The organism is Pantoea sp. JZ29, from assembly GCF_035190385.1.
Classification (GTDB): domain Bacteria; phylum Pseudomonadota; class Gammaproteobacteria; order Enterobacterales; family Enterobacteriaceae; genus Pantoea; species Pantoea stewartii.
This window is the reverse complement of the sequence record NZ_CP045241.1, coordinates 275169-300551: the sequence shown is the minus strand read 5'-3', so window position 1 is coordinate 300551 and position 25383 is coordinate 275169. Positions and strand designations below refer to the sequence as shown.

Annotated in this window: 23 protein-coding genes; 17 read left to right on the top strand and 6 right to left on the bottom strand. The window is 55.2% G+C overall.

Annotated features, from left to right (window positions below):
- Positions 1–14: 14 nt before the first annotated feature.
- The 7 genes from ddpX to GC090_RS01355 all read left to right on the top strand — a co-directional run bounded on the left by ddpX (position 15) and on the right by GC090_RS01355 (position 7380).
- Positions 15–599, top strand: a complete 585-nt coding sequence (gene ddpX, locus GC090_RS01385; protein WP_039342773.1) for a D-alanyl-D-alanine dipeptidase — start codon at positions 15–17, stop codon at positions 597–599.
- Positions 596–2161: an ABC transporter substrate-binding protein gene (locus GC090_RS01380; protein ID WP_416381867.1), complete on the top strand. Its 1566-nt coding sequence runs from the start codon at positions 596–598 to the stop codon at positions 2159–2161. The genes ddpX and GC090_RS01380 overlap by 4 nt, the downstream gene beginning before the upstream one ends.
- 54 nt (positions 2162–2215) lie before the next feature.
- Positions 2216–3232 carry an ABC transporter permease gene (locus GC090_RS01375; RefSeq protein WP_054632925.1) on the top strand — a complete coding sequence of 339 codons (1017 nt, stop codon included), beginning with the start codon at positions 2216–2218 and terminating at the stop codon, positions 3230–3232.
- A gap of 3 nt (positions 3233–3235) precedes the next feature.
- Entirely contained in the window at positions 3236–4129 is an 894-nt protein-coding gene (ddpC, locus tag GC090_RS01370) for a D,D-dipeptide ABC transporter permease (RefSeq protein ID WP_006121090.1), read from the top strand.
- Entirely contained in the window at positions 4129–5115 is a 987-nt protein-coding gene (locus GC090_RS01365) for an ABC transporter ATP-binding protein (RefSeq protein WP_324020709.1), read from the top strand. The genes ddpC and GC090_RS01365 overlap by 1 nt, the downstream gene beginning before the upstream one ends.
- A complete protein-coding gene (locus GC090_RS01360; protein ID WP_324020707.1) occupies positions 5108–6058 on the top strand; it encodes an oligopeptide/dipeptide ABC transporter ATP-binding protein in 951 nt (316 codons plus the stop codon). The genes GC090_RS01365 and GC090_RS01360 overlap by 8 nt, the downstream gene beginning before the upstream one ends.
- A gap of 71 nt (positions 6059–6129) precedes the next feature.
- Entirely contained in the window at positions 6130–7380 is a 1251-nt protein-coding gene (locus GC090_RS01355) for a D-amino acid dehydrogenase (protein WP_324020705.1), read from the top strand.
- A gap of 24 nt (positions 7381–7404) precedes the next feature.
- On the opposite strand, the gene GC090_RS01350 is transcribed toward GC090_RS01355, so the two are convergent.
- On the bottom strand, positions 7405–8589 hold the full coding sequence (locus tag GC090_RS01350) for a BaiN/RdsA family NAD(P)/FAD-dependent oxidoreductase (protein WP_033738343.1): 1185 nt from the start codon (positions 8587–8589) through the stop codon (positions 7405–7407).
- 241 nt (positions 8590–8830) lie between these two features.
- On the opposite strand from GC090_RS01350, the gene pitA reads away from it, so the two are divergent.
- Positions 8831–10333, top strand: a complete 1503-nt coding sequence (gene pitA, locus GC090_RS01345; protein ID WP_039342786.1) for an inorganic phosphate transporter PitA — start codon at positions 8831–8833, stop codon at positions 10331–10333.
- Positions 10334–10369: 36 nt separating this feature from the next.
- Here pitA and uspB read toward each other — a convergent pair whose 3' ends face one another.
- Positions 10370–10705 (bottom strand): universal stress protein UspB, encoded by a 336-nt coding sequence (gene uspB, locus GC090_RS01340; RefSeq protein ID WP_006121097.1) that lies wholly within the window; start codon positions 10703–10705, stop codon positions 10370–10372.
- A 424-nt stretch (positions 10706–11129) separates the two neighbouring features.
- On the opposite strand from uspB, the gene uspA reads away from it, so the two are divergent.
- Complete coding sequence (gene uspA / locus GC090_RS01335) at positions 11130–11567, top strand: universal stress protein UspA (RefSeq protein WP_006121100.1); 438 nt, start codon at positions 11130–11132, stop codon at positions 11565–11567.
- A 64-nt stretch (positions 11568–11631) separates the two neighbouring features.
- Here uspA and rsmJ read toward each other — a convergent pair whose 3' ends face one another.
- Positions 11632–12384 (bottom strand): 16S rRNA (guanine(1516)-N(2))-methyltransferase RsmJ, encoded by a 753-nt coding sequence (rsmJ, locus tag GC090_RS01330; protein WP_033738260.1) that lies wholly within the window; start codon positions 12382–12384, stop codon positions 11632–11634.
- Positions 12385–12391: 7 nt separating this feature from the next.
- Entirely contained in the window at positions 12392–14434 is a 2043-nt protein-coding gene (prlC, locus tag GC090_RS01325; RefSeq protein WP_054632922.1) for an oligopeptidase A, read from the bottom strand.
- Positions 14435–14755: 321 nt separating this feature from the next.
- On the opposite strand from prlC, the gene GC090_RS01320 reads away from it, so the two are divergent.
- Together GC090_RS01320 and GC090_RS01315 are read left to right on the top strand one after the other, a co-directional pair.
- A complete protein-coding gene (locus tag GC090_RS01320) occupies positions 14756–15598 on the top strand; it encodes a 23S rRNA (adenine(2030)-N(6))-methyltransferase RlmJ (protein ID WP_006121111.1) in 843 nt (280 codons plus the stop codon).
- Positions 15599–15659: 61 nt separating this feature from the next.
- The gene (locus GC090_RS01315) at positions 15660–16475 is read left to right on the top strand and encodes a CPBP family intramembrane glutamic endopeptidase (RefSeq protein ID WP_324020704.1); all 816 of its coding nucleotides are present in this window, start codon (positions 15660–15662) and stop codon (positions 16473–16475) included.
- A 3-nt stretch (positions 16476–16478) separates the two neighbouring features.
- Here GC090_RS01315 and rnz read toward each other — a convergent pair whose 3' ends face one another.
- Positions 16479–17390 (bottom strand): ribonuclease Z, encoded by a 912-nt coding sequence (gene rnz, locus GC090_RS01310; protein WP_033738264.1) that lies wholly within the window; start codon positions 17388–17390, stop codon positions 16479–16481.
- Positions 17391–17514: 124 nt separating this feature from the next.
- Here rnz and gorA point away from each other — a divergent pair, with 124 nt between their 5' ends.
- On the top strand, positions 17515–18867 hold the full coding sequence (gene gorA, locus GC090_RS01305) for a glutathione-disulfide reductase (RefSeq protein WP_324020703.1): 1353 nt from the start codon (positions 17515–17517) through the stop codon (positions 18865–18867).
- A gap of 73 nt (positions 18868–18940) precedes the next feature.
- Here the strand turns inward: gorA and GC090_RS01300 are convergent, their stop codons facing one another.
- Complete coding sequence (locus GC090_RS01300; RefSeq protein WP_033738268.1) at positions 18941–20071, bottom strand: ROK family transcriptional regulator; 1131 nt, start codon at positions 20069–20071, stop codon at positions 18941–18943.
- A gap of 295 nt (positions 20072–20366) precedes the next feature.
- Between GC090_RS01300 and GC090_RS01295 the strand changes: the two genes are divergently transcribed.
- The 5 genes from GC090_RS01295 to GC090_RS01275 all read left to right on the top strand — a co-directional run bounded on the left by GC090_RS01295 (position 20367) and on the right by GC090_RS01275 (position 25365).
- Positions 20367–21140, top strand: coding sequence for an inositol monophosphatase family protein (locus GC090_RS01295; RefSeq protein ID WP_039342793.1), 774 nt, complete (start codon positions 20367–20369; stop codon positions 21138–21140).
- A gap of 290 nt (positions 21141–21430) precedes the next feature.
- A complete protein-coding gene (locus tag GC090_RS01290) occupies positions 21431–22531 on the top strand; it encodes an ABC transporter ATP-binding protein (RefSeq protein WP_416381866.1) in 1101 nt (366 codons plus the stop codon).
- Positions 22528–23394, top strand: coding sequence for an ABC transporter permease (locus GC090_RS01285; protein ID WP_039342799.1), 867 nt, complete (start codon positions 22528–22530; stop codon positions 23392–23394). Before GC090_RS01290 ends, GC090_RS01285 begins: the two co-directional genes overlap by 4 nt.
- The gene (locus GC090_RS01280) at positions 23394–24230 is read left to right on the top strand and encodes an ABC transporter permease (protein WP_039342845.1); all 837 of its coding nucleotides are present in this window, start codon (positions 23394–23396) and stop codon (positions 24228–24230) included. Before GC090_RS01285 ends, GC090_RS01280 begins: the two co-directional genes overlap by 1 nt.
- Before the next feature lie 31 nt (positions 24231–24261).
- Entirely contained in the window at positions 24262–25365 is a 1104-nt protein-coding gene (locus tag GC090_RS01275; RefSeq protein ID WP_033738282.1) for an extracellular solute-binding protein, read from the top strand.
- Positions 25366–25383: the final 18 nt, after the last annotated feature.

The following is a 25383-nucleotide window of genomic DNA, read 5'->3' as shown; positions in this document are numbered from 1 at the left end:
ACAGGGATTACAGAATGATGCAGGAAACAGAGCTGGTCGATATCGCAGTGGCCTTTCCGGCGCTGACTATCGATCTGAAATATGCCACCGCCGATAACATCACGGGCCAGCCCATCTACAGCGTAGCCCGCTGCCTGCTGCATCCCGATGCCGCCGTCGCGCTGGAGAAAAGTATTGCTATTGCCAGCGTGGCGGGTTTTACGCTGCTGGTGCTGGACGCCTATCGCCCACAAAAAGCGCAGGAGCTGCTGTGGCACGCCTGTCCTGATCAGAATTACGTCGTGCCTTTATCGCAAGGCTCGAATCACAGCCGTGGCACCGCGATTGATGTCACGCTAATCGATGCTGACGGGCACATTCTGGATATGGGAACCGGGTTTGATGAAATGCAGGCGCTGTCGCACCCCTACCATCCCGACGTGCCGCTGGCTGCTCAGCGCAACAGGCTACTGCTTAATGCCGTGATGTTTGGCGGTGGCTTTACTGGCATTGCGACCGAATGGTGGCATTTCGAGTTACCGGAAGCGGCCCGTTATCCGCTGATTAACGATGTTTTCACCTGCATATCCCCAGCCCAGACTGACGGAGTTTTACCATGACAATGACGCACACAGCACCCCGTTATTTTCGCCCTTTGTTACTTGCTATTACCCTCGCGGCCACGACGACATCCGTGCTGGCTGCGGTACCGAAAGACATGCTGGTGATCGGAAAAGCGGCCGATCCGCAGACGCTGGATCCGGCGGTGACGATTGATAACAATGACTGGACCGTTACGTATCCTGCCTACCAGCGCCTGATCAAATACAAAACAGAAGACGGTAAAGGCACCACGGAGATCGAGGGCGATCTGGCTCAAAGCTGGCAGAGTAGTGACGATGGCAAGATCTGGACGTTTACGCTACGTCCGGATGCCGCGTTTGCCGATGGCTCACCCGTGAATGCTGAGGCGGTTAAGCTCTCTTTTGAGCGTCTGATGCGTATCAAACAAGGCCCGTCGGAAGCCTTTCCAGCCGACATGAAAGTCGAGGTAGTCGATCCGCATACCGTGCGTTTCACGCTGAACACCCCGTTCGCACCGTTTCTTTATACGCTCGCGAATGACGGCGCGTCCATTATTAACCCTGCCGTGCTGAAAGCGAACGCCGCCGATGATGCGCGCGGCTATCTGGCCGAGCATATCGCAGGATCCGGTGCCTATATGCTGCAACGCTGGCAGAAAGGTCAGCAGCTGGTGCTGGTGCCTAACCCGCACTTTACGGGGCCTAAACCGGCCTTTAAGCGCGTTTCCGTGAAAATTATCAGCGAAAGCTCTGCTCGTCGTTTGCAGCTGGCAAAAGGCGATGTCGATATTGCCGATGCGTTACCGGTAGACCAGTTCGCCGCGCTGAAGAAGCAAGGCGACGTCACCGTCATGGATTATCCCGCCCTGCGTGTGACCTACCTCTATCTGAACAACAGCAAAGCACCGCTGAATCAGCCTGATTTACGCAGAGCAATCTCCTGGGCTACCGACTACCAGGGCATGGTACAGGGCATTCTGGGCGGCAACGGTAAACAGATGCGCGGTCCGATTCCGGAAGGCATGTGGGGCTATGATCCTCAGGCCATGCAGTACAGCTTTAACATGGATAAAGCCAGGGCTGAACTGGCTAAACTGCCCAGCAAACCGCAGACGTTGTCCTTTCTCTATTCGGACAACGATCCTAACTGGGAGCCGATTGCCCTTTCCATGCAAGCCAATCTGAAGACGCTGGGCATCAACGTTAAGCTGGAAAAACTGGCCAACGCCACCATGCGCGAGCGTATCGGTAAAGCGGACTATGACATTGCCATTGGCAACTGGAGCCCGGATTTTGCCGATCCCTACATGTTCATGAACTACTGGTTTGAATCAGACAAAAAAGGTCTGCCCGGCAACCGCTCTTTTTATTCCAATCCGGCGGTCGATGCGCTGCTGAAGAAAGCGGTTTCCACGACCAGTCAGGCTGAACGGACCCGCGATTACCAGCAGGCCGAGCAGATCGTGATTAACGATGCGGCTTACGTGTATTTATTCCAGAAAAATTATCAGGTTGCGATGAATAAGTCGGTTAAAGGCTACGTGTTTAATCCGATGCTGGAGCAAATCTTTAACCTCGCCACCATGCATAAAGAATAACAACCTTCACGCCCGTTCACGCAGGGCCTGCCTGGCCCTGCTGAGGAAGACATGATGAGTTACTGGAGTCTGTTAAGACAGCGTAGCTGGGGACTGCTGTTGGTGGTCGCTGGCGTCTGCGTCATTACGTTTATTATTTCGCATCTTATTCCCGGGGATCCGGCCAGGCTGCTGGCCGGCGATCGTGCCAGTGATGAAATTGTCCAACACATCCGCCAGCAGTTAGGGCTGGACTTACCGCTGTGGCAACAATTTATCCGTTATGTACAGCAACTTTTGCATGGCGATCTGGGCACCTCGATCCGCACAGGCCGCCCGGTGTTAGATGATTTGCGGGCATTCTTTCCCGCCACGCTGGAGCTGGCCTTTTGTGCGCTGTTGATCGCGCTGCTGGTCGGCGTGCCGCTGGGCGTGCTTTCTGCCGTTTATCGCAATCGCTGGCTTGATCATCTGGTGCGTCTGCTGGCGCTGACCGGTATTTCGACCCCGGCGTTCTGGCTGGGACTGGGTGCCATCGTCCTGTTTTATGGCAAGTTGAACCTGCTGCCCGGCGGCGGACGCCTGGATGACTGGCTTGATCCACCCACACGCATCACCGGTTTCTACCTGGTTGATGCCTTGCTGGAGGGCAATACTGAGGTCTTTATGAACGCCCTGCAGCATCTGATTTTGCCTGCCACCACGCTGGCCTTTGTCCATCTGGGCATCGTGGCGCGTCAGATTCGCTCGGCCATGCTGGAACAGTTAAGCGAAGACTATATTCGCACCGCGCTGGCGAGCGGACTGCCTAAGTTTACTATCGTCGTGCGCTATGCCCTGCCCAACGCCCTGATCCCCTCTGTGACCGTGCTGGGGCTGGCCCTGGGTGACCTGCTGTATGGTGCCGTCCTGACCGAAACCGTGTTTGCCTGGCCCGGTATGGGCGCGTACGTGGTGTCCTCGATTCAGGCACTCGATTTTCCCGCCGTGATGGGTTTTGCCATCGTCGTGTCCTTTGCGTACGTGCTGGTCAACCTGTTTGTGGATCTTCTTTATCTGTGGATTGACCCGCGCATGGGTCGGGGAGCGTAACGCATGATGATGACGCAAGAACAGCCTGCTGTACGTCAGGCGAAACCCACGCTTCTCGTCTGGAAGCGTCGCCTCTGGATGGTGCGTAAAAGTCCACTGACCCTGCTGGGGGCCGCCATTATTGTCCTGATGCTGGGATTGATGGTGTTCTCGCCCTGGCTGGTGCCCCACGATCCGAATGCCATCAGTTTGACCGACCGTCTTCAGCCGCCCAGTGCTGCGCACTGGTTTGGCACCGATGAAGTCGGCCGGGATCTGTTTAGTCGCGTGCTGGTCGGCAGCCAGCAGTCTGTCGCGGCCGGACTGGCCGTGGTGTTGCTGGCGGGCATCAGCGGTTCATTACTGGGCTGTCTGTCCGGTGTTCTGGGCGGTCGCAGCGATGCGCTCATTATGCGCCTGATGGACATCATGCTGTCTATCCCTTCGCTGGTGCTGACCATGGCGCTGGCCGCGGCGCTGGGACCGAGCCTGTTTAACGCCATGCTCGCCATCGCCATTGTGCGTATCCCTTTTTACGTCCGGCTGGCACGCGGTCAGACGTTGATTGTCAGACAGCATACCTTTGTCGAAGCCGCCAAAACCTTTGGTGCCTCGCGCTGGCATCTGATTAGCTGGCATATCCTGCGTAATGCGCTGCCGCCTCTGGTGGTACAGGCCTCACTGGATATCGGCAGCGCCATTCTGATGGCCGCGACACTGGGCTTCATTGGCTTAGGCGCGCAGCAACCGACCGCTGAATGGGGCGCGATGGTGGCGAACGGGCGCAACTACGTGCTGGACCAGTGGTGGTACTGCACCTTCCCCGGCGCGGCGATCTTAATCACCGCCGTTGGATTCAATTTGTTTGGCGATGGGATTCAGGATCTGCTGGATCCGAAAGCAGGAGGACGTCACTGATGCAAGAGAGAATCCTGACGATTGAGGATTTACGCCTCAGTTTCCCGGTCTATCAGGGCGAGGTGAATGTGCTGAACAATGTGTCCATGCACATTAACCGTGGTGAAATTGTCGGCGTAGTCGGGGAATCCGGTTCGGGGAAATCGGTCACCGCCATGCTGGCGATGCGGCTGATTCCCGAACACAGCTATCAGATCAAAAGCGGCAAACTGGAACTGGCGGGACAGAATGTCCTGACCGCCAGTGAGGCCGCGATGCGTAAAATGCGCGGCAATCGCGTTGCCATGATCTTTCAGGAACCCATGACCGCCCTGAATCCCACTCGCCGCATCGGCAAGCAGATGGTGGATGTCATTCGACAACATCGTCCCGTGTCAGCCCGTGAGGCCAACGCACGGGCGCTTGCGCTGTTGGGCGATATGCAAATCGCGGACGCAAAGAACGTGATGGCGCGCTATCCTTTCGAGCTTTCCGGCGGCATGCGTCAGCGCGTCATGATCGCCCTGGCCTTTTCCTGTGAACCCGATCTGCTGATTGCCGATGAACCCACGACCGCGCTGGATGTCACCGTACAGCGTCAGGTACTGCGCCTGTTAAAACAAAAAGCGGAGGCAACGGGCACGGCGGTGCTGTTTATCAGCCACGATATGGCGGTGGTTTCGCAGTTGTGCGACCGGATTTACGTCATGTACGCCGGCGCAGTCATTGAAAGCGGCATGACGGAAACCGTCCTGCATTCACCGAGCCATCCCTATTCCATTGGCCTGCTTGCCTGCTCGCCCGATGCCAGCGAACCGCGCGCCCCGTTGGCGTCCATTTCCGGCACCGTCCCCAACCTGACCTCCCTGCCCTCGGGCTGTGCGTTTCGCGAGCGCTGCTTCGCGGCAGGCGAACGCTGCACCCGCGCACCACGTTTACAGGCGACGGGCAACGCTGCCCAGCAGGTGGCCTGCTGGTATCCACAACAGGAGACGCGCCATGTCTGATGCTCTGCTCACGCTACAAAACGTACACGTTGCCTTTCCTGCGAAGAAGAACTGGCGTGGCAAAGTGACGGAACGGGTTCATGCACTGAATGGCCTGGATATCCAGGTCAGACAGGGCGAAACGCTGGGCATTGTCGGTGAATCCGGTTGCGGCAAAAGCACCCTGGCGAAACTGTTGATGGGCATGCTGAGTCCGACAACGGGTCAGCTTGACCTGGCCACCGCCGCTGGCGGAGGCCAGGAACGTCGCATGCAAATGGTCTTTCAGGATCCGCTCTCGTCACTGGATCCCCGCCTGCCGGTCTGGCGTATCATGACCGAACCGGTCTGGATTCAGTCACGCGCGTCAGAAAAAACGCGACGCGCCCTGGCTGACTCCCTGGCCCGTCAGGTGGGGATTCGCCCGGAATACCTGGACCGTCCACCGCATGCGTTTTCCGGCGGTCAGCGTCAACGCATTGCCATCGCCCGGGCACTGTCCTCCCAACCCGACATCATTGTGCTGGATGAACCTACCTCGGCACTGGATATTTCTGTCCAGGCGCAGATTCTGAACCTGCTGGTGGAACTGCAACAGCAGTACAATCTGACGTATATCCTGATCTCTCACAACGTCTCGGTCGTCCGTCACATGAGCGATCGCGTTGCGGTCATGTATCTGGGCCAGATTGTCGAACTGGGCGCGGCTCAGCACGTTCTCGATTCGCCTCAGCATCCCTATACGCAATTGCTGATGGACTCTGTGCCACGCATTGGCGCGCCGCTGGAGGGGGCTCCAGTCAACACCGAACTACCGGGTAACCGCCACCTGCCAACCGGCTGTTTCTTTCGCGATCGCTGTCCGCAGGCAACAAGTGGCTGTGCCACGCCTCAGTCTTTGCGCGTTCAGGATGACGGGCGGGCGGTCAGGTGCTGGCTGGCCCATAACCATATGCATGCCTGATTCACAACACATCAAACGGGTGGCGCAACGCGACCACCTTTTAACGATCACTCTTTCAGGAAGACATTGCGATGAAAATCATTGTGCTTGGCAGCGGCGTGGTGGGCGTCACCACCGCCTGGTATCTGCAGCAGGCAGGGCATCAGGTCACCGTGATCGAACGCGAAGCGGGCCCGGCATTGGGTACCAGCGCCGCCAACGCCGGTCAGATCTCGCCTGGCTACGCCGCGCCCTGGGCCGCGCCAGGCGTGCCGCTTAAAGCGGTGAAGTGGATGGTGCAGCGCCATGCGCCCCTTTCGGTACGGCCGGATGGATCTCGCTTCCAGCTGGCCTGGATGATGCAAATGCTGAAAAACTGCAATCCTCACAGCTATGCCGTCAATAAAGCCAGGATGGTCAGACTGGCAGAGTACAGCCGTGACTGTATCAGTGCGCTGCGGGCCTGCACAGGAATTGAATATGAAGGACGCCAGGGCGGCACCCTGCAGCTGTTTCGCACAGAACAGCAGTTTGAAAACGCAGCGCGTGATATTGCCGTGCTGCAGGAGGCTGGCGTGCCGTATCAACTGCTTGAAGCCGACCAGCTGGCGACCGTCGAACCTGCACTGGCTGATGTAAAGCACAAGTTGACGGGAGGTTTACGGTTGCCTAACGATGAGACTGGCGATTGCCAGCTGTTTACCCAGCGACTTGCCGCCCTGGCGCGCGATGCCGGCGTCACGTTCCGCTTTAACACGCAGGTGGATGCGCTACTGAGCGAAGGTGACAGGATCAGGGGGATTGTCTGTGGCGATCAGACGCTGACGGCAGACGGGTACGTTATGGCATTTGGCGCTTACTCTACCCAGTTGCTTCGACCACTGATGTACATTCCGGTGTATCCGCTGAAAGGCTATTCCCTGACGATTCCCCTCGCCGATGAGGCCGGCGCCCCGGTTTCCACGGTACTGGATGAAACCTATAAAATTGCCATCACGCGTTTTGATAATCGCATCCGCGTCGGCGGTATGGCGGAAATCGTGGGATACAGCAAAACCCTGCTGCCCGCGAGACGGCAAACGCTTGAGATGGTGGTAAACGACCTTTATCCCCGTGGCGGCCGCGTTGAGCAGGCGACCTTCTGGACCGGATTACGTCCGATGACGCCTGACGGCACGCCGATTGTCGGTCATACACATTTCACCAACCTGTGGCTGAACACCGGACATGGCACGCTGGGCTGGACGATGGCCTGCGGATCCGGCCAGCTGTTAAGTGATGTGATTTCAGGCAAACAGCCCGAGATTGCGCACGCAGACTATGCGGTTTCGCGCTATGCCTGAGCGCGTCACTGATGGCGAAGCACGTTACACGGCCTGCGCGCAAGCCCAGGCCGAGCTCCAGGCCCACTGGAAATTATAGCCTCCCAGCCAGCCGGTCACGTCAACGACCTCACCGATAAAATAGAGTCCCGGCACGTCACGTGCTTCCATTGTTTTAGAGGACAGCTGAGTCGTATCCACACCGCCCAGCGTGACTTCAGCGGTACGGTAACCCTCCGTGCCGTTGGGCTGCACCTGCCAGTTGTGCAACGTCTGCACCAGCGCTGACTGCTGCTTGCTGTTCAGCTGCTTCAGCGTGACATCCGGCACCACCTGCATTTCCTGTAAAATTTCGACCAGGCGCTTAGGCAGAATTTTCGCCAGACTGTTTTTCAGACTCAGATTCGGGTGCGCGTCACGTTGAATCGTGAGGAACGCATCCAGCGGCGTGGCAGGCGAGAGATTGACCGAGATAAACTCACCCGGCTGCCAGTAGCTGGAAATCTGCAAGACCGCCGGGCCGGACAGGCCACGATGGGTAAACAGCATCGCCTCTTTGAAGACGGTGCCGTCTTTCGCTTCGATGGTCGTGTCCAGCGCCACACCGGACAGTGTCTGCAGTTGTTCAAGCAGGGGTTTATGCAGCGTAAAGGGCACCAGGGCGGCACGGGTTGGCAACACCGTTAACCCAAACTGCTCGGCCACTTTATAGCCAAACGGTGACGCGCCCAGGCCCGGCATGGAAAGCCCGCCGCTGGCGATGACCAGCTTCTCTGCCTGTACGCTGCTGCCGTTGAGCTGCAGGACGTAGCCCGCTTCGTCGCGGGTTACACTCAGGATTTCGCTGCGCAAACGCAGGGTCACACGCCCCTTTTCACACTCGGCGAGCAGGAGATCGACCATCTGCTGCGCAGACTCATCGCAAAACAGTTGCCCCAGCGTTTTCTCGTGCCAGGCAATGCCGTGACGATTCACCAGATCGATAAAATCCCATTGGGTATAACGCGCCAGCGCTGACTTACAGAAATGGGGATTATTCGACAGGTAGGCGGCCGGTTCGGTATAGAGATTGGTGAAATTGCAGCGCCCACCGCCTGACATTAAAATCTTGCGGCCCGGCTTTTTGCCGTTATCCAGCAGTAATACGCGGCGACCGCGCTGTCCAGCCTGCGCGGCACAAAAAAGCCCCGCGGCCCCTGCTCCAATCACGATAACGTCAAACTGTTCCACTGCCATTGTCCACCTGATAAAAGAGGGGCAGATTGTAGTGATCTGCCTGCGTTGATGCCAGTGTCAAAAAATTGCCGCAATTATGTCATAATGTAACTTTATAATTTTAAAGGAATTTACGCCTTTAAGCTTACAAAATTGACACTTTTAAGCCGGTTCAGGTCTATATTTTCCTTTCCCAGACCACATATTGTCGCGGATAATGCGCCGCGTTCATGTCCTCCAAAATGGCGTAACGTCTATGCTACATCTGTTTGCTGGTCTCGATCTTAGCACCGGCCTGTTACTGGTTCTTGCTCTGCTGTTTGTATTGTTTTACGAAGCAATTAACGGCTTCCATGATACGGCCAACGCGGTTGCGACGGTCATCTATACACGCGCTATGCGTGCTCAGCTTGCTGTGTTAATGGCTGGGGTATTCAATTTCTTTGGCGTGCTGCTCGGCGGATTAAGCGTGGCTTACGCCATCGTGCATATGCTCCCGACCGATCTGCTGCTCAATGTTGGCTCCGCTCACGGTCTTGCTATGGTCTTCTCCATGCTGCTGGCCGCGATTATCTGGAACCTGGGAACGTGGTATTTAGGGCTTCCGGCCTCCAGTTCTCACACCCTGATCGGCGCGATTATCGGTATTGGCCTGACCAATGCGTTAATGAGCGGGACATCGGTGGTGGATGCGCTTAACATTCCGAAAGTGCTGAATATCTTCCTGTCGCTCATTCTCTCCCCCATTGTCGGTCTGGTGATTGCGGGCAGCCTGATTTTCCTTCTGCGCCGTTACTGGAGCAACACTAAAAAGCGTGCACGGATTCATATGACGCCCGCTGACCGTGAGAAGATTGACGGCAAGAAAAAACCGCCTTTCTGGACCCGTACCGCCCTGATTATCTCCGCCATTGGCGTCAGTTATTCACATGGTGCTAATGACGGGCAAAAAGGCATTGGTCTGATTATGCTGGTCCTGATTGGCGTTGCGCCAGCGGGCTTTGTAGTCAATATGAACGCGTCGGGTTACGACATCACGCGAACGCGCGATGCTGTGAATCACCTGGAACAGTATTACCAGCAGCACAGCGAATCACTGACCCATATTATCCAGATGGCACCGCCTAAGCTGCCCACGCCGGAAGAAGTCGAACCCACCAGTCCCAAAGAGTTTCACTGCGACAGTGCGCGTGCGCTTCAGGCCGTGCAACGTGCGCAGGTGCTTCTGAACAATCTGCAAAACTACAACGACTTGTCGGTTGAGCAACGCAGCCAGATGCGTCGCCTCTTGTTGTGTATTTCCGATACGGCCGATAAAGCGGCGAAGCTGCCGGAAACCTCACCAGAGGATAAACGCTTCCTGGGCAAGCTCAAAGGCGACCTGCTGAACACCATTGAGTACGCGCCGGTGTGGATTATCATGGCGGTCGCACTGGCATTGGGAATCGGCACGATGATTGGCTGGCGCCGCGTGGCCACCACCATCGGTGAGAAAATCGGTAAAAAAGGCATGACGTATGCGCAGGGCATGTCGGCGCAGGTTACTGCCGCAGTGTCCATAGGGATTGCCAGCTACACCGGCATGCCGGTTTCCACGACCCACATCCTCTCGTCTTCCGTGGCCGGCACCATGCTGGTCGACGGTGGCGGACTGCAGAGTAAAACGATCAAAAACATCGCCATGGCCTGGGTTTTCACCCTGCCGGTCTGTATTTTGTTATCAGGTTCACTCTACTGGATAGCGCTGAAGCTCATCTGAGTAAGCAGCACATCAGGGCGACTTCGGTCGCCCTTTTTAATGCCAGATAGCCAGGGCGATCAAACTGATAATGACTAATCCGCACAGCGAACTGGTCAACAAAAACAAGCCTCTTACCCGCTCACACCGGCGAATAAATTCGTCATCATGATGATCAAGATAGCGCCTTGCCCAGATATAGCGGACCAGCCGCACCTGCTTGCCAGGCTGACCATGGGAGGTGAAAAAACCCGCGCCGTCAACATATTGGTATAAGAGGGGATCGCAACCCCGCAGAACCACCAGCAGCGCACGCAACGAAGAGAAATAGCGCGCCATATTTACAAGGCATACCACACAAAGAGCCCAAAAAAGCGCGATAGTGCTGATCATGTCACCCTCCTTACCGGCACCGCAGAACAGTGCAGAACGCGCACCATGCTGAACAGTCCCTGCAGAATTTGCCAACAACCCCGTTAAGCGATTTGTAGTTTTATTTTTGAATCATCAGAAAAGTAACAGCCATGTGATCAAGGCTGCTTTTTTTAGTTTAGGAGAAATGTTCAATTTTTTACCAGCGAGGATTTTCGTTTTATACGAGTAAAAATCGTTCATCATTGATCTTATTCACAAGCCAGACGGCTTCAGAAGCATTTGTTAACACACAGGGCTATACTTTCAGGTATAACAACAGCATTGCCTGTATTGCAGGTTACCCAATTTGGTGGCGCTCATCGCCCGTTCGCGCAATGGATTTCGCAGCTGTGACGCGTCTGGAAACCGCTGCCATTCTGAATCTCGTGGAAGGAGTTATATCATGGCTTATAAACATATCCTGATTGCAGTCGATCTTTCGCCAGAAAGTCAGTTATTAGTGGATAAAGCTGTCTCGCTCGCGCGCCCTTACGACGCCAAAATTTCGCTGATTCATGTCGATGTGAATTACTCTGATCTGTACACCGGCCTGATTGACGTCAACCTGGGCGATATGCAAAAGCGGATTTCTGAAGAAACCCATCTGGCGCTGAAAAATCTGTCAGATGCAGCGGGCTATCCCATCACCGAAACCCTGAGCGGCAGTGGCGATCTGGGCCAGGTGCTGGTCGATGCGATTAAAAAATACGACGTGGACATGGTGGTGTGCGGTCATCATCAGGACTTCTGGAGCAAGCTGATGTCATCAGCGCGTCAGTTGATCAATACCGTGCATATCGACATGTTGATCGTGCCACTGCGCGACGAGGATGACGAATAACCCGCACGAAAAAAGCCGGGGCGGTTGACGTGAAGGAACGTCGTCGCCGACCGGCTTGACATGACTACTCCGCGAGCGGCGGATAGATATCGAAGCGGTGGCTTTTCGTGACCACCGCAGACTGCGTAACGACACCGGCCAGCGGTGGCGCATAATCAGGACGTTTCACCACGATACGCTTCTTTGCCAGACGGCGGGCCGGTTCCAGCAAGGCATCCGCATCCTCATCCGCGCCGACTAATGACTGAAACACCCGCATCTCTTTTTTCACCATGGCGCTTTTTTGCCGATGGGGATACATAGGATCGAGATAAACCACATCTGGCGGTGGCGCAATATCGGTGAGTGCCTGAATACTGGAGGCATGAATCAGTGAAAGACGCTCACGCAGCCAGCCACCAATTTCCGCATCCTGATAGCCACGCGCCAGCCCGTCTTCCAGCAGTGCCGCCACCACGGGATGCCGTTCCAGCATGCGCACCCGACAGCCTAAGGCCGCCAGCACAAACGCATCGCGCCCTAACCCGGCGGTCGCATCCACCACATCGGGCAGGTAACTGCCTTTAATGCCGACCGCTTTTGCTACCGCTTCGCCACGGCCACCGCCAAAACGCCGGCGATGCGCCATGGCACCGGAAACAAAATCCACGAAGATGCCGCCCAGTTTAGGCTCATCCCGCTTACGCAGTTCAAGATGCGTTGCGGTCTTTACCAGCGCCAGCACCGCATCGTCACAATGCGTCAGTTGCCAGCGTTCGGCCAAAACAGATAAGGCGCCGTCACCGGCGCCTGTTTCATCAAACAAACAAATTTTCACGTACGGCTTATCCCTGAATACCGTAGTGTTCCAGCATGGCATCCAGCTGAGGCTCACGGCCACGGAAGCGTTTAAACAGCTCCATCGGTTCTTCCGAACCGCCGCGCGTCAGAATGTTGTCGAGGAAGGACTGACCGGTTTCGCGGTTAAAAATGCCCTCTTCTTCAAAACGTGAATACGCATCCGCCGCCAGTACATCGGCCCACAGATAGCTGTAATAACCCGCTGCGTATCCGCCCGCGAAGATATGGCTGAACGCATGCGGGAAGCGGCCCCATTCCGGGCTGGGGACCACGGCGACTTTGCTTTTCACTTCGCGCAGCGTCTCCAGGATCTGTGCGCCTTTTTCTGGGTTGAATTCAGTATGCAGACGGAAATCGAACAGACCGAACTCCAGCTGGCGCAGGATGAACAACGCCGCCTGGTAATTTTTCGCTGCCAGCATCTTATTCAGCAGGTCTTCAGGCAGTGGCTCGCCGGTTTCGTAGTGCCCGGAAATAAACGCCAGCGCCTCCGGCTCCCAGCACCAGTTCTCCATGAACTGACTTGGCAGTTCCACCGCATCCCATGGCACACCGTTAATGCCTGACACGCCAGCCGCCTCAACGCGGGTCAGCATGTGGTGCAGGCCGTGACCAAACTCATGGAACAGGGTGATCACTTCGTCGTGCGTGAACAGCGCCGGTTTACCACTGACGGGACGGTTAAAGTTACAGGTCAGGTAAGCGACCGGTTTTTGCAGGCTGCCATCGGCTTTACGCATCTGCCCAACGCAGTCATCCATCCACGCGCCGCCACGCTTATGCTCACGCGCATACAGGTCAAGGTAGAAGCTGCCGCGCAGCTCGCCACTTTCATCAAACAGATCGAAGAAACGCACATCCGGGTGATAAACATCCACATCCGTCCGCTCTTTGGCGGTGATGCCATAGATGCGTTTGACGACTTCAAACAGGCCAGACACCGCACGGGATTCCGGGAAGTAAGGACGCAGTTGCTCATCACTAATGGTGTAGAGGTGCTGTTTCTGTTTTTCGCCATAGTAGGTCAGATCCCAGGGATTCATGGTCTCCACGCCGTACTCTTTCTTCGCGAAAGCACGCAACTGCGCCAGCTCTTTCTCGCCCTGTGGACGTGCGCGGTCGGCCAGATCGTTCAGGAAATCGATCACCTGAGCAGGGCTTTGCGCCATTTTGGTTGCCAGCGATTTATCCGCGAAGGAGTCGAAACCCAGCAGCTGAGCCAGTTCGTGGCGCAGAGCCAGCTCCTCGGCCATAATCGGGCCGTTATCCCATTTGCCCGCATTAGGGCCTTGATCGGAGGCGCGGGTGGAATAAGCACGGTACATTTCTTCACGCAACGCGGCGTTATCACAGTAGGTCATCACCGGCAGGTAGCTGGGAATATCCAGCGTCAGCAACCAGCCTTCCTGACCTTTGGCTTCAGCCTGCGCTTTCGCTGCGGCCAGTGCGCTCTCCGGCATGCCCGACAGTTCGCTTTCGTCAGTGATCAGCTTGCTCCAGCCCATCGTGGCATCCAGCACGTTGTTACTGTAGGCAGAGCCCAGCTCAGACAAACGCGCGGCAATTTCGCCATAGCGCTGCTGCTTGTCTTTTTCCAGACCAATCCCGGACAGCTCAAAGTCACGCAGGGCGTTATCGACGGCTTTCTGCTGCGCCTGATCCAGCGTGCGGTAATGACTGCCTTCCTTTAAATCCCGGTAAGCCTGATAGAGCCCTTCGTGCTGACCAACCCAGGTACTGTACTCAGACAGCAGCGGCAGCGTTTGCTCGTAGGCTTCACGCAGTTCCGGGCTGTTTTTAACCGAGTTCAGATGGCTGACCGGCGAAAAAATACGGCTCAGGCGATCGTCGGCTTCTGCCAGCGGCTGGACAAGATTGTCCCAGGTGTAAGGTGCGCCGTGCGCTACCACTTTTTCCACCATCGCCCGGCATTCATTCAAAACGTCGGTCACGGCAGGCACCACGTGCTCAGGCTTAATCGCCGAAAACGGGGGAAGCGTGAACGAGGTGAGTAACGGATTAGTCATAGCGCAGTCCTTTAACAATGTGTGGGGCGCGATGAATCGCGCAACGCAATCTTATTAACATGCGGTCTGGAATGCTGAAAATCAATGGTGTAACCGGTCATGAATAGCAGAATAGCGCCAGGCTGGCCTTCCGCCGGCGTTTGGATTAACCATAGCAGAGGATAAAACAGGCTAACACACCGATGGCGCAGAAGGTTTACCCTGTAATCCAGGGCCAGAGGCCCGCTGCCGTGCGCGAAATGCCAGCAATTATTCTTATCTGTCGTTATAATCGGGCCAACTTGATTATTTTTAGCTTCAACCGCGGACATACCCTTTTTTATGTTGAGTTATCGCCACAGTTTTCACGCTGGCAACCATGCCGACGTGCTTAAGCACACCGTACAGAGCCTCATCATCACTGCGTTAAAAGAGAAAGAAAAACCGTTTCTCTATCTGGATACGCACGCCGGTGCAGGACGTTATCAACTCAGCGGCGAGCACGCAGAGCGCACGGGTGAATATCTGGAAGGCATCGGACGCATCTGGCAACAACCGGACGCGCCCGCCCTGCTGCAACCCTATTTCGATGCAATTCATGCCCTGAACCGTAACGGCACGCTGCGCTACTATCCCGGCTCTCCGCTAATCGCCCGCCATCTGCTGCGCCCTGAAGATAAGATTCAGCTGACCGAGCTGCATTCCAGCGATTATCCGCTGCTGCGTACCGAGTTCAGCAAAGACAGTCGCGCGCGCGTTGAAAGGGCCGATGGCTATCAGCAGCTAAAAGCGAAGCTGCCACCGCTGTCACGTCGTGGACTGATACTGATTGATCCGCCTTACGAAATGAAAAGTGATTACCAGGCCGTCGTAAAAGGCATTCAGGAAGGTCACAAACGTTTCGGTACCGGTATTTATGCGCTGTGGTACCCGGTCGTCTTGCGTCAGCAAATCAAACATATGCTGCGCGAGCTGGAAGCCACGGGCATCCGTAATATCCTGCAGATTGAGCTGGCCGTGCGCCCCGATAGCGATCAGCGTGGCATGACCGCGTCCGGCATGATTGTCATCAATCCCCCGTGGAAGCTGGCCGATCAGATGAACACGCTGCTGCCGTGGCTGCATCAGAAGCTGGTGCCAACCGGCACAGGCCATTTCAGCGTTAACCAAATCGTACCTGAATAATTCCTTTCCCAGCTTAACGTCGCCGCGCACAGCACGGCGGCGTTGAACGTAGGTCATTTTTATGTGGATCATCCTGGCGGGCGCGCTGGCCGCCCTGCAACCGGCGAAACGCCTCTCTCTGTTATTGCTCGCGCTGGCAACGGCGCTGGGCGTTTATCAAAACGTCCTCGACTGGCCCGTTACCTTTGTGTTTGCGGCTGTCGCTGCCCTGGTCGCGTTTCGTATCTACGATCGCCGGAGTCGGCGATGGCAGATCGTCAGCGAAGCCCTTCTGGTGTTGATTGCGCTGGCGCTGATGCTGCACCTTATTCCGGGATTCAATAATCCCCTGCAGGTCGAGGCGGTTAAGGTCGGTGCCCGCAGCGTGCCCTTCTCATTTTCCTTTAATTTCGATAAAGCGCTGATTCCTTTTCTGCTGCTGGCCTGTATGCCGACGCTGTTCAACGCAGAGGCGCATCCGCCGCGCTCGCCGGCCTGGTGGCTCGCGCCTGTCGCCGCCGTGCCGCTGCTGTTGGGCAGCGCCGTGTTGCTGGGCGGCCTTGCCGTCGAAACGCACCTTCCGGACTGGCTGGGATCGTTTGCCCTGGCCAATCTGTTTTTTGTCTCACTGGCCGAAGAGGCGTTTTTCCGGGGTTATCTCCAGCAGCGCCTGCGCCAGAAATGGGGCGGCGTGATCGCCCTGCTGGTAACGGCACTGCTGTTTGGTCTGGCCCATGCATCTGGCGGGGTGCTGCTGATGATCTTTGCCGCGCTGGCCGGACTGATTTATGGTCTGGTCTGGCACTGGAGCGGCCGCCTGTGGCTGGCGACCGCGTTCCATTTTGCACTCAACATGGTCCACCTGCTGTTCTTTACCTACCCTGCGCTGGCGCACTGATCCCTACAGCGTGAAGACCGCCAGGTCGTGCGCCATCTCGGTGTCAGGGAAAATGCGCTGGCATTCTGCCAGCAGGCGCGCCATGTCCCGGGCGAGATAACGCGAACTAAAATGGGTGGCAATCAGGCGCTTTGCTCCGGCCTGCTTTGCCACCGTCGCAGCCTGTAAGGTGGTAGAGTGACCGCGCCCGTTGGCTTTTTCAGCCAGCGCCTCTTCCAGCGTGGTTTCATGCACCATCACATCAACGTCCGCCGCCAGCTGTAGCGCGACGTCAGTGGGCGCAGTATCTCCAAAAATGGCCAGCGTTTTGCCTTTCACTGGCGGCCCAAGATACTCAGCGCCGTTAACGGTACGCCCGTCTTCCAGCGTAATCGTGTCGCCCTGCTTTAACTGCTGATACCAGGGACCGCGCGGTACGCCCTCTGCTTTCAGGCGAGGCGCATCCAGAAAACCGGGTTTGTCATGCTGCTCAATGCGATAGCCAAAGCAGGCAATGGTGTGATTCATCGGCCAGGCGGTCACGCGAAATTCGCCATCATCCAGTACCTCACCCGCGGCGATCTCAACGATCTCCAGCGGGTAATCGGTATACGAGCTGGACAGCGACAGTGCCGTTTCAACGAAGGCTTTCAGCCCTGCTGGACCGTAAACCGTCATTGGCGTGGTTAACCCCGCCATCGAGCGACTGGTAAGCAGGCCCGGCAACCCAAAAATATGGTCGCCATGAAGATGGGTGATAAAGATTTTATCGAGTTTGCCAGGCTTCAGGTCTGAGCGCATAAACTGGAGTTGCGTGCCCTCACCGCAGTCAAACAGCCAGGTGGCGCCGCTTTTGTCGCGGGTAAACGCGATGGCAGTGACATTGCGTTGCAGACTCGGCGCGCCCCCGCCGGTGCCAAGAAAAGTCAGGTACATGCTATGCTTCCCTGTAAATAATGAAACGATAAGGCCTGTTACAATCATAGGCGCAATTTTTGCGACGCCGTACCCTGCGGCGTTACACTCTCTATCACTTTCCCAGTAACCGGATGAGACTTCCATGACCCGACATTATGACTATCTCGCCATCGGCGGCGGCAGCGGCGGTATCGCTTCAATTAACCGTGCAGCAAGCTATGGCCAGACGTGCGCCCTGATTGAAGCCAAAGCGCTGGGCGGAACCTGTGTCAACGTCGGCTGCGTGCCGAAAAAAGTAATGTGGCACGCCGCACAAATTGCCGAGGCCATTCATCTTTACGGGCCGGATTATGGTTTTGATACCACCGTTAATCGCTTTGACTGGGGCACGCTGGTGAAAAACCGTAGCGCCTATATCGATCGTATTCACCATTCATACGACAATGTTCTGGGGAAAAATAAGGTCGATGTGATCCACGGTTTTGCCCGTTTTGTTGATGCCCATACCGTTGAGGTGAATGGCGAAACGATCACCGCCGATCATATTTTGATTGCTACGGGCGGACGCCCGAGTCATCCCGACATTCCCGGCGCGGAATACGGGATTGATTCTGACGGCTTCTTTGAGCTGGATGCCCTGCCAAAACGTACCGCCGTGGTCGGCGCGGGCTATATCGCCGTTGAGCTGGCGGGCGTGGTAAACGCATTAGGTTCAGAAACCCATCTGTTTGTTCGCAAACATGCGCCACTACGCAATTTTGATCCGCTAATTACGGATACGCTGGTTGAGGTGATGAACGCGGAAGGCCCAACGCTGCATATGCAGGCGACGCCAAAAGCGGTAGTAAAAAATGCCGATGGCAGCCTGACGCTGCAGCTGGAAGACAGCAGTGAATACACGGTTGATTGCCTGGTCTGGGCGATTGGACGCGTTCCTGAAACCGACGGCCTGAATATTCAGGCAGCGGGTGTGGCGCTGGACGAGAAAGGCTACATCAAGGTCGATAAATTCCAGAACACCAACGTGCCTGGCGTTTATGCCGTCGGCGATAACACCGGTGCCGTTGAACTGACGCCGGTCGCCGTCGCGGCGGGCCGTCGCCTGTCAGAGCGTTTGTTCAATAACAAACCGGATGAGCATCTGGACTACCGCAATATCCCGACTGTGGTGTTCAGCCATCCCCCCATCGGCACGGTGGGCCTGACAGAGCCGCAGGCGCGCGAACAGTACGGTGATGACCAGGTGAAAGTCTACAAGTCCGCCTTTACCGCGATGTACACCGCCGTCACGCAGCATCGCCAGCCGTGCCGCATGAAACTCGTCTGCGTCGGTCCGGAGGAAAAAATCGTCGGCATTCATGGCATTGGCAGTGGTATGGACGAAATGCTGCAGGGCTTTGCGGTTGCGTTAAAAATGGGCGCGACCAAAAAAGACTTTGATAATACCGTGGCGATTCACCCGACGGCGGCGGAAGAGTTTGTCACCATGCGCTAACCCGTTCCTCTCTGCTGCCGACAGACAGCAGAGAGACCACCGCTCGCTGGCCTTCGCGCCAGTGAGCGATTTATCAGTTGAAATAGGTCTCCCGCAGCGGCGTCAACGCCGCACCGAGTGCCGAGCTGTCGCCCTCAATAGTGCTCAGCAGAATATCCGGATACTCCGCCGAAATATTCCAGCGTTTGCCCGAACTGACCCGGGGCATGGCTAAAAACATTTCGCCCAGCTTACGAGGCAATTCGCCGCCTAAAATAATGGCACCGGGATCGATAACGGCATTTAGGGCATCCATGGCCCGATGTAAATTGGGCGTGACTTCGTTGACCCATTGCCGGGCAATGGGCCAGTCCGGATCGAATTTATTATTCAGATCGCGAATGTTGTGAATTTCAATACCGCCGTTGCGCAGTCGATCAATTAAGATCCCCAGCGCAGGACGCAGTTTGCCCTCTTCCGGCGAAAAAATCCGGCTGATCTCGCCCGCATTGCCAAAAGCGCCCTGAAACGGTTTGCCGTTAATGACAATGCCGCCACCAAAGCCGTAATTAAAAGAGAGGTAGCCGAAGGTCTCGTAGTGCAGGCCCGCGCCCAAAAAAGCTTCTGCATGCGCGGCCGTCGTGGCGTTATTTTCAATCCAGACGGGCCGGTCAAACAGCGTCATAATTTCACGGCGCAGATCAATGCCCATCCAGTTTTTCAGCGGTTCTGGCGGATTAAAATATTTCCGGGCGTCATACAGAAAGCCCGCCATGCTGTATCCGACGCCACACACTTTTTCTGACGAAATACCAATATGTTTTAAGGTATCCAGATAATGGCGTTTGAGATCCAGCAGCGTTCGGGCAGGATTGCCGGGCAGCGTGTCCAGCACGCAGTATTCGATAATATCGCCGCGGAAATTAATCAGGCTTGCCGCCACGCTGTCAGAGTTAATGGAAATACCGTAACTGTAACGTGCGTCCGGATTCAGGGATAACGACGGGCTGGGCTTACCCCTTCCCTGTGAGGGCGATTCCCCCAGGCTGAGAAAACCGTTTTCGGTCAGTGTATCAACAATACGGTGAACCGATGACTGATTCAGAATCGTTTGTGAAACCAGCGAGGAGCGGGAAATGCCGTGATTGCGGCGGACAAGCTCAAGAATAAGTTTTTCACTGCGATTAAGTTCGACTTCATCACGACCTGAATATCCATGAACCACCACGTTATCCTCACCGTTTTAATGACAGGTTCTGTTACACCCTAGCACGCTTTTATGCATTCCGAATAGTCATGCGCCTGACCTTTACGTGCTGTGTGAACATGCTGATTCAGGACGATATTCCTAAAAAAAAATCGCATCACCAAATCATCATAATACTGACACAAAACAGGCCGACACTCTAATTTCATGCGTAAAGCATTATATTAAATCAGCGTTTCCCGTTGCTGAGTCATTGTGCAGCACAAGGTAAACGAACAAGCTCAGGACCTTTCACAAAATGAACGGATTAAGAATGGATACGCGCGTAAAGGTGATTGAACGTATTGCTCAAGAAGCATCACAGCTGGCGCTGGATTATTTCAGGCAGCTCAGTGAATTAGAAATCTGCGAAAAAAGGCCCCAGGATGTGTTCAGTGAAGCAGATCAGGAGGTTGAGAAGCTGATTCGTCAACGTCTGGCGCAATATTTCCCCAATGAACGCGTCATTGGCGAAGAGCAAGGCGGCGAACTCAGTGACCGTTACTGGTCGGTCGATCCGATTGATGGCACCAGTAACTTTCTCCGTGGCTCGTCGTTATGGGGCATTTCTGTCGGTTATGTCATCGACGGCGAACCGGTCATCGGGGTGATTGTTCATCCGGTGTTAAACATCATGCTGAGCGGGGGCAAGGAGGCCGGCATTTATTTTAACGGCCAGCCTTTTACGCGACCCGAAATCGCCCAGGGACTCAAAACCGTTGCCATTGGCGACAGTCCTTCATGGGACTTCACCCACCAGCTCTGCATTGAAAAAGCGTACCGGGATACTGGCTGGAATGTGGTGCGCTACCGCTGTGCCACCATCGGTTTAAGCTTTAGTGTGCTGGGCTATGTCGATGGCTATCAGGAGTGCTTCAGCAGTATGTGGGATGTTTCCGCGGGCTATGCCCTATGCAAAGCCGCAGGGCTTGATGCTCATCTGGCCGGGAGCCAGGAAAAAAGTTCAACACATGTGAGTGTTGGCACCGCGGCACTCAATCGCCTTTCCGCCCAGTTTATTCCGCACCCCCGCTTTACCCCCGCCTGAATATCCGTCAGTCCGCGCTCTCTTCCTGCCGTCTTTTCAGGACAGCGTTTCGGCGCTGTCCTCCCCGCTTTTTTCTTCATATGACCGACAAACGTTCTGCCTTCAATATTATTCACTATGCATGATAATAGTTAGCAGAGTAAATGTAAGAAATCAAATCAACTCATTATTACCATGTTAAATATGGGTTTTATAAAATTAATAAATTCTTAACCTGCCTGAAATTGCCTAATTTCGCCGCATCAAATTATTATGCGCATCGCATTAATTAAGATGCACACATTTCTTCAATGACGGGGCAGCCATACGTGAATACGCTTGAAATCAATAATGCCATGCTCAGATTCGACGACTTTGTCGCGCTGGACGGCATTTCACTGAAGGCCGAAAAAGGACAGTTCGTTTCCCTGCTGGGTCCGTCTGGATGTGGCAAAACCACGCTGCTCAAAGTGATTGCGGGCTTTTACAGCCTGGACAGCGGGGAAGTCCTGATTCACCAGCAGGACATGCATCAGGTTAACCCTGAGCACCGCGATACGGCCATGTGCTTTCAGTCCTATGCGCTGTTCCCTCACCTGTCTGTGGCCGAAAACATTGGGTTTGGGCTGAAGCAGAGGAAAATGGCCAAAGCGGAGAGACAGGATCGCGTCACGCAAACCGCCGCTCAGGTCTCGTTAAACGCCCACTTACCGAAGCTGCCTGCGCAGTTATCGGGCGGTCAGCAGCAGCGTGTCGCGCTGGCCAGAGCGCTGGCTGTGCGGCCCGAAATCGTGTTGTTCGACGAACCGCTGTCGAATCTCGACGCCACATTACGCGACAGAGTCCGCCTCGAAATCCGCCAGCTGCAGCGTTCACACGGGTTTACCGCTATCTATGTGACCCATGACCGTGCAGAAGCCCTGTCCATGTCTGACGTCGTCGTGGTTATGAACGCCGGACGCATTGAGCAAACCGGCACCCCTGAAGATATTTATTACTCGCCGGTTAACCGGTTTGTTGCGGGCTTTGTTGGCCAGGCGAATGTGATGAAAGCGCATGTCATTGACGGTGACAGTCACACCGGAATGTATCGTGTTTCCTGCGTGCTGGGTGAAATGAACATTCACAGTCCTGTTCCGCCCCTTTCCGACAAGGTATACACCTTCTGGCGTCCGGAAGATGCTCTGCTGAGCGAACAGGAAACCGGTATGAATAGCCGTGCTTTCGAAATAGGTGCCGTGAGCTTTCTGGGCAACCTGTCCGAGCTACAGGTTCACCCAAAGGACCATGAAGAGCCGGAATACCAGTGGCATATTCAGTTAGTCGGTAAAAATCACATTCGGGAAGGAGATAGCGTTAATTTTTCCATCGCGCCTGACAGGATTCGCTTTTTGCAGGAAAGCTGGTCATGAAAGTGCACAACCGAAACATAGTCGCCTGGTTACTGGTGCTGCCTGCGGTCGCTCCCGTCGTGCTCACCCTGATTCTGATTGTCGTTATGGCCATCGCGCAATCTGTCGGACTGTTCAACTTTGGCGCGCCTGCGCATTTTACGCTGCAGTACTGGGAAACCATCCTGAACGACAGTCAGCTGTGGCGCGCCACCGGCTATTCCCTGAAAATTGGCGTGGTCAGTGCCGTCCTGTCTGTGGCGCTGGCCCTGCCGCTGGCGCTGTGGCTGAGAAAGCCCTTTCCCGGCTCTGTGCTGATGAGCGGCTTACTGAAAGCCCCGTTGATGGTACACGGGCTGGTCGCCGCCCTGCTGTTCATCAATCTGATTTCCTGGCAGGGCTTTATTAACCTCGGCCTGCTCAAACTGGGCATCATCTCGCAACCCATCCGTATGCAGAATGATCGCTGGGGCATTGGTGTCATTATCCTGCAGGTCTGGAAACAGCTTCCCTATGCCCTGTTGATCATCACCGGCAGTCTGCGCGCTATCGGGGACGAAATCGTTGATGCGGCCCGCGATCTGGGCGCAGGCAAAACCGCCCGCCTTTTACAGATCATTCTGCCCTTATCCATCAAAGCCGTTCAGGTCTCGCTGATCCTGATCTTCATTGGCGCATTGGGCGACTTTTCATTCCAGGTCGTGGCTGGACCCACCAGCGTTTTCTCCCTGTCGCAATACATGCTGCGCTTTCCGGAAATCAGCGCCCAGGGCTGGAACCTTGCGGCCGTGGTGGCGGTGATATTAATGCTGGCGGCGTTTGTCGGTGCGGTGGTGCTGGCCGGTGTGGCGAAGTGGCTGCAAAAAGTGGGAGAACATAAATGATGAGAGCCAGAAAAAGCATGTCGCCCCTGCGTATCATGATGATGATCCTGATTACCGCACTGTTCATGTTGTGGCTGGTGATCCCCTTTATTCTGACCGTGCTGTGGTCTCTGGTGGATAAAACGCATCCCTGGGCCTGGCCGGATGCCCTGCCGCCCGTGCTTTCCCTGGGCCGCTGGGTCGAAGTCTGGACGACCACGGCCCTGCCACAGGCGCTGAAGAACAGCTATTTACTGGCAGCAACCGTCTCTGTGCTCACGTTGCTACTGGCCCTGCCAGCGGCCTGGGCGTTTGGCCGGATGTCGTTTACGGGTAAATCCCTGCTACAGAATGCGGTTTTGCTTCCGCTCATCGTGCCCGGCTTTGTGATTGCGCTGTTTTTTTCCATGCTGTTGAACGTGGTGGGCATCCACAGTCGGTTTGTCGGCATTTTACTGGGACATACCATCATCTTAATGCCCTATGCCGTGAGGATTCTGACCCTTTCCTTTTCTCAAATACGTCAGGACACCCTGGATGCCGCCCGCGATATGGGCGCGTCTGTAGTAAATCGTTTTTTAGTTGCCTGCCTGCCAACTATCAGACCCGGCATATTTGCGGCCTTAATTATTGTCTTTACGTTATCCATCGAAGAGTTCGCCATTAGCTTTATTGTCGGCTCGCCGGATTTTATTACCGTACCGACCATTCTTTATTCTTATCTGGGTTACAACTTTATCAGACCTAATGCCGCTGTTATTTCTTTAATGCTGGTCGTGCCGAATGTCATTTTAATGCTGATAGCTGAAAAATTACTGACAAAGAATCCCGTCGCCGCTTTTGCTGGAAAAGGCTGACGGTTATTAATTCGCTTAACTGGGGAAAATCATGTTCAGACGATCTGCCACCTTATTATTACTTGCGTGGGCTTTTTGTACTCAGGCTCAGGATATTACACAAATGGACTGGCAACACATTGTTGACGAGGCTAAAAAAGAAGGGAAATTAACCTGGTACCAATGGTATTACCAGGATCGTCTTAAAGAGCAGGTCAGCCTGTTTGAAAAACAGTACGGTATTGCTGTTACGATCTCTGAAGGTCCGCTGCAAGGCAATATTAATAAACTCATGGCTGACCGGGGACGGGAAACAGGCGATATTGATGTGTTTTCGATTGGCGGAGGCGCATTCGGTACGGTATCGCCTCAGCAAACGTTTTTTGGCCCGATTAATACACTGCTGCCGGAAGGCAAAACCCTGAACTACACCATTGAGGGTACGGACAGTAAAGGTTATGGCGTGGCATTTTGGGGCAATCAGACGGGCCTGGCCTACGATTCGCGCCGCATGAAAGAAAGCGAGTTGCCCCGTACCCTGCCGCAGCTCACCACCTTCCTGCAGACTCATCCTCAGGAGTTTGGCTTTAACGTGGAAAACGGCGGTTCCGGTCCGGCGTTTATTGAATCTGTCACGCGTACGCTGGTGCCTGGCTTTGATTTCACCAAAGGCGATGCGGATGTAAAAAGCCTGACGGCCTTACAACCGGCCTGGAACTGGTTCAAACAACTGCGTCCTGATTACATTATTACCGCCTCTAACGCCGACAGCGTAACGCGACTGGTGAGCGGTGAGTTTCTGCTGGTCCCCGCCTGGGAAGACTATCTGGTGGGCTTAGAAAACCACGGCGAAGTCCCCAAAACCATCCGACTCTATATCCCCGATTTCGGCATGCCCGGCGGCGGAAATATGGTGGCGATTCCCAAGAATGCGCCGCACAAAGCGGCAGCATTGCTGTTTATCCACTGGCTGACGCTGCCCACGACACAAAGGCTGTTTCAACAGGTTTATGGCATTACGCCACAAAACAAAGAAGTGAATCGCGATGCAGGTCTGATCAACAGCAAAGAACGTGTTCATGGCACCCAGTTCATGCCTAAACCGCTGGGCGACGAAGTCAGAACCGAATTTTCTAACCAGGTCTTACTTAAGTAAGCCTGTGCTAACCCGACA

Excerpts from the sequence above, each read along its gene's own strand:
- pitA (WP_039342786.1), top strand. The coding sequence starts at position 8,831 with ATGCTACATCTGTTTGCTGGTCTCGATCTTAGCACCGGCCTGTTACTG.
- gorA (WP_324020703.1), top strand. The coding sequence starts at position 17,515 with ATGACCCGACATTATGACTATCTCGCCATCGGCGGCGGCAGCGGCGGT.
- GC090_RS01275 (WP_033738282.1), top strand. The coding sequence starts at position 24,262 with ATGTTCAGACGATCTGCCACCTTATTATTACTTGCGTGGGCTTTTTGT.
- ddpC (WP_006121090.1), top strand. The coding sequence starts at position 3,236 with ATGATGATGACGCAAGAACAGCCTGCTGTACGTCAGGCGAAACCCACG.
- GC090_RS01290 (WP_416381866.1), top strand. The coding sequence starts at position 21,431 with ATGACGGGGCAGCCATACGTGAATACGCTTGAAATCAATAATGCCATG.
- uspB (WP_006121097.1), bottom strand. The coding sequence starts at position 10,705 with ATGATCAGCACTATCGCGCTTTTTTGGGCTCTTTGTGTGGTATGCCTT.
- GC090_RS01315 (WP_324020704.1), top strand. The coding sequence starts at position 15,660 with ATGTGGATCATCCTGGCGGGCGCGCTGGCCGCCCTGCAACCGGCGAAA.
- GC090_RS01280 (WP_039342845.1), top strand. The coding sequence starts at position 23,394 with ATGAGAGCCAGAAAAAGCATGTCGCCCCTGCGTATCATGATGATGATC.
- GC090_RS01320 (WP_006121111.1), top strand. The coding sequence starts at position 14,756 with ATGTTGAGTTATCGCCACAGTTTTCACGCTGGCAACCATGCCGACGTG.
- GC090_RS01355 (WP_324020705.1), top strand. The coding sequence starts at position 6,130 with ATGAAAATCATTGTGCTTGGCAGCGGCGTGGTGGGCGTCACCACCGCC.
- GC090_RS01285 (WP_039342799.1), top strand. The coding sequence starts at position 22,528 with ATGAAAGTGCACAACCGAAACATAGTCGCCTGGTTACTGGTGCTGCCT.
- ddpX (WP_039342773.1), top strand. The coding sequence starts at position 15 with ATGATGCAGGAAACAGAGCTGGTCGATATCGCAGTGGCCTTTCCGGCG.
- rnz (WP_033738264.1), bottom strand. The coding sequence starts at position 17,390 with ATGTACCTGACTTTTCTTGGCACCGGCGGGGGCGCGCCGAGTCTGCAA.
- GC090_RS01380 (WP_416381867.1), top strand. The coding sequence starts at position 596 with ATGACAATGACGCACACAGCACCCCGTTATTTTCGCCCTTTGTTACTT.
- GC090_RS01360 (WP_324020707.1), top strand. The coding sequence starts at position 5,108 with ATGTCTGATGCTCTGCTCACGCTACAAAACGTACACGTTGCCTTTCCT.
- GC090_RS01295 (WP_039342793.1), top strand. The coding sequence starts at position 20,367 with ATGGATACGCGCGTAAAGGTGATTGAACGTATTGCTCAAGAAGCATCA.
- prlC (WP_054632922.1), bottom strand. The coding sequence starts at position 14,434 with ATGACTAATCCGTTACTCACCTCGTTCACGCTTCCCCCGTTTTCGGCG.
- GC090_RS01365 (WP_324020709.1), top strand. The coding sequence starts at position 4,129 with ATGCAAGAGAGAATCCTGACGATTGAGGATTTACGCCTCAGTTTCCCG.
- uspA (WP_006121100.1), top strand. The coding sequence starts at position 11,130 with ATGGCTTATAAACATATCCTGATTGCAGTCGATCTTTCGCCAGAAAGT.
- GC090_RS01375 (WP_054632925.1), top strand. The coding sequence starts at position 2,216 with ATGAGTTACTGGAGTCTGTTAAGACAGCGTAGCTGGGGACTGCTGTTG.